At 34.0% G+C, this 3,951-nt stretch carries 3 protein-coding genes; all 3 read right to left on the minus strand.

The window, feature by feature from the left end; translation table 11 throughout:
• The coding region (locus VFS71_RS17005) for an APC family permease (protein WP_326402786.1) at positions 1-623 on the minus strand (623 nt) is incomplete at its 3' end.
• 187 nt (positions 624-810) lie between these two features.
• Complete coding sequence (locus VFS71_RS17010) at positions 811-3,072, minus strand: TonB-dependent siderophore receptor (protein ID WP_326402788.1); 2,262 nt, start codon at positions 3,070-3,072, stop codon at positions 811-813.
• Positions 3,073-3,420: 348 nt separating this feature from the next.
• Positions 3,421-3,951, minus strand: a 531-nt coding sequence (locus tag VFS71_RS17015) for an FAD:protein FMN transferase (RefSeq protein ID WP_326402789.1), incomplete at its 5' end; no start/stop codon positions are given.

Below are 3,951 nucleotides of genomic sequence, written 5' to 3' on the forward strand. Positions count from 1 at the left end.
CCAATAATGAGTTGCAGTGATTTGAAAAATCCAAACAAAATCCCTATTTCAAAAAAAGTGCTATTTTTTTCGATGGGATTTAATTTTACCCCCGAATACATAAAGCAAGTCACGATTAATACCACAAAACAAATGACTTTAATTAAACTGGTTATTTGCTGAATCAGACTACCGTTTTTTATTCCGCTGATATGTATTAAAACAAATCCAATTAAAAAGGCAATAGCAATGATTGTTGAGTAACTTTCCAAATTAGGAAATAAAATAACAATGTATTCACTAATGACGATACAGTAAAAAGCGGGTGGAACTACATTGGTTATATAATCAAACCATCCCGATATAAAACCTGCATAATCTCCAAAAGCTCTTTTGATATAATTGTATGAACCACCAGCTTTTGGCAGCATTGTAGCTAGTTCTGCGTAGGAATTGGCGCCAATTAAAATATATAATCCTCCAAAAATCCAACAGGTAATTATTAGCCAATAATTATATAACATTCCTGCAATGGCACCAGGCGTACGAAGAATGCCAACCCCAATTGTACCTCCAATTAAAACAGCAATATTAAAACTTAATCCTAGACTTTTTTTTAATTGGTTCTTCTTGGTTTCGGTCATGTTTTTGTAGTTAAGTTAGGGATTGATAAGTTGTAATTAATTTTGGAATCCTATCAAATATAGTTAAAATAGATTTCTTTTTTACAAAACAAAAAACCTCGTCTATTTCTAAACGAGGTTTGTGAGTTTATTGCAAATGGTGTTGTAAAAAAAAATGTTTGGATTTATATAAAACCAAATTAAGGTTTTAGAATTGATATTTTATGCTTGTCAATACTTGACGAGGAGCGATTGGGTTTACACTGTAGTTTTCGTGTACCGTATAATTCAACTCGTTTGTGATATTTGATAATTTGCAAAGGATAGAGAATTTTTTCCAAGTATAACCAGCTGATACATCAATTGTGGTGTATCCGTCTAATGGAATTTCTCTGTGGTAGATTCCATCAGGGTATTTAGTTAGATCATCATTGTATTGGTCGTTCCAACCTCCAAGACGATCTCCTATATAATTTCCTATTGCACCAAGAGAAACTCCTTTTAACATTCCTGTTTGTAGTGTATAGAAAAAGCTTAAGTTAGCTGTATTTGCTGGAGTTCTTACAACACGATCTCCTTCGATAAAACTACCGTTTTTTCCTGAAGTTTTGGTATAACGCATATCATTATAACTATATCCAGCAACGATGTTCAATCCGTTGATTGGTCTTGCAGTCACATCAACTTCAATACCTTTACTCTTTGTTGCTCCACTTAAGACTTTTATACTTGTGTCATTATAAGGAGTTCCATCAGCTTGTAAGGCTGTTTGAGCTAAATTACTGTTGGTGATTTGGTAAACAGTAACGTTTGTGCTTAAAACTCCTCTCCAGAAGTCTTTTTTAATACCTGCTTCATATTGATCTATGATAGAAGCTTCTATGGGTTGTAAATCAACTGTCGTTCCGGTATTTGGTGTAAACGAGTTAGAGTAGCTTGCAAATAAAGACATATCTTTTGTAGGTTGGTACACTAATCCTATTTTCGGTGAGAAAGCCTCGTCTTTACGTTTTGGAGTAATTGTTGGTACTGCAGTTTCCGGATTCCCAGCTCCTGTAGAGGTTTCTTTGTAGGTACTAACTTCCGCTTCTTGCCATGACCAACGAATACCTGCGAGTACTTTAATTTGCTCAGTAAAAGATATTAAATCTTGTGCGTAGATTCCAAAACGATTCGTATCTGTTTTTACGATTTGAGTATTTCTAGAGTCTGGAATATCGTTTCTTTGAGTTGAAGGATCAAAAGTATAAAGATTGATAGTGTCATAATTGGCTGGAGTAAATGCATAAGTATAGGCTGTCGCAAACGAATTTTCCCAATCTACACCAGTAAACAATTGGTGTTTTATAGATCCAGTATTAAAATTACCCTGTAAGCTTAATTGATCTCCAACTATTTGTTCTAAATTTTTATTTTGTACCAATGGTCTAGTCCAGTCACCATTATCTTTTACGGTTGCTAATTGAGCTGTCGATTTTGATTGTCTATCATAAGTTTGGAAAGAGCTATTGAAATTAAGTTTCCAGTTTTTGTTGAAATCGTGGTTTAATAATGTGGAAGCACTCGCTGATTTTGTTTTCCCATTTGACCAAAGAGCTCCATAAAAGTTGCTGCGTGGTACATCAACAATTTCAGTTCCGATGATTCCTGTTCCAAAATCTGGAGTCCAATCATCACTTAAAAAATCTCCCTGTACTGTGATTTGAGTTTTATCGGTTACATGGAAAAGTAACGATGGGTTAACATAAATACGTTCTCTTTTTGCGACATCTCTAAAACTTTCTGAGTTTTCATAAGAACCTGTAAATCTATAAGCTATAGACTTGTTTAATGGACCGTAAAAATCTACAGATGGTTTGTAGAAAGAATAACTTCCCATTTGCATTGATACTTCTCCTCCCTTTTTGAAAGAAGGTGTTTTAGTGGCCAAATTCAATATACCTCCCGGAGCTACATTCCCATATAGTAAGGCGGCGCTACCTTTTAGAAACTCTACTTTGTCTAAAGAAGAAACTTCTGGAATTGATCCAGCATTATAACGGAAACCATTTTTAAACATATTATTTGCTGACATGTCATATCCTCTAGAAAAAAAGGATTCTTGTGCACCACCACGAGCAGAACCTACATAAACACCATTGGCATTTTTTAAAACTTCGCTCAAACGAATGGCTTGTTGTTGTTCGATAATTTCAGAACCTATAACTTGTACGCTTTGTGGTGTGTCCATAGGTTTTAGTCCTGAACGTAAAGCTGTAACGGGTTTAGGTTGCTTGTTGGCAGTTATAACAACCTCTTTTAATTGTTGTCCTTTTTTATTTTTGACAGTGTCATTAATAGATTTTATACTATCATTTGAAAAATAGTAAAGGCTATTATCTTTTGGACTATTGGTATTACTTGCTATTTCTTGAGCTTGGCTGTTAAAACAGAATGCTATGAACGTTAGGGGAAGTAAAATATATTTCATGTCGTTTATTTGGAATAATTAAAAATAACAGTGCAAATATAAAAACTCATTTTTGATATGACAACTTATTTAGACTAAATATTAATAATATTTTTGTAAATATTTAACCTATTGTTTTGTAGTTGTTTATGGGTTGTTTTAAAATCATTTTTGATGAAAAACACCTTTTCTTTATTGCTTTTTTGTAGAAATTAAGGGGTTTTGACTTTTTTAACTTGTGGGATTATATCTAGAAATGATACTGTAGATTTATTTGTCCCAAGCTAGTGATAATAGGAAATGATTTTCTTATTTGCAGTGTTTCAGAAAATTTGGGTGTAAAAAATACGTGTACTAATTAAAAGTACATTAAAGATGTGGATGAAATTTCTTGATTCGGAAGTTTTTCGATTTTACCACTTTTCCATTGTCGGTAATCATTATACAACTATAATCAGGATATTGTTTGAGTAAATCTAGACCAGGAGTTTTTCCTAATACCATTAAAGATGTACTCAAGCCATTTGCTGTTTCGGCATTTGGCCCAAAAACAGTCACACTGCAAAGTCCAGTAGCAGGATAACCCGTTGCTGGATTTATGATGTGAGAATAACGTTTGCCATCAAAAATAACAAATTTTTCATAACTTCCAGAGGTAGTTACTGCCTCTTGTCCCAATGGAACGACAGCCAAAAGTTTTTCGGGGTCAAAGGGATTGGTGATGCCAATATTCCAGGGTTTTCCATTGGGTTGTTTTCCCCAGGTACTCATATCTCCCGATCCGTTTACAATTCCAGCTTTGATGCCTTTGGCAAGCATCATATCCCTACATTTATCGGTGGCATATCCTTCTCCTAACGCGCCAAATCCAATTTTCATTCCTTTTAGTCTTAGGAAAAT

The organism is Flavobacterium sp. (assembly GCF_035760125.1).
In the GTDB taxonomy this organism is placed as follows: domain Bacteria; phylum Bacteroidota; class Bacteroidia; order Flavobacteriales; family Flavobacteriaceae; genus Flavobacterium.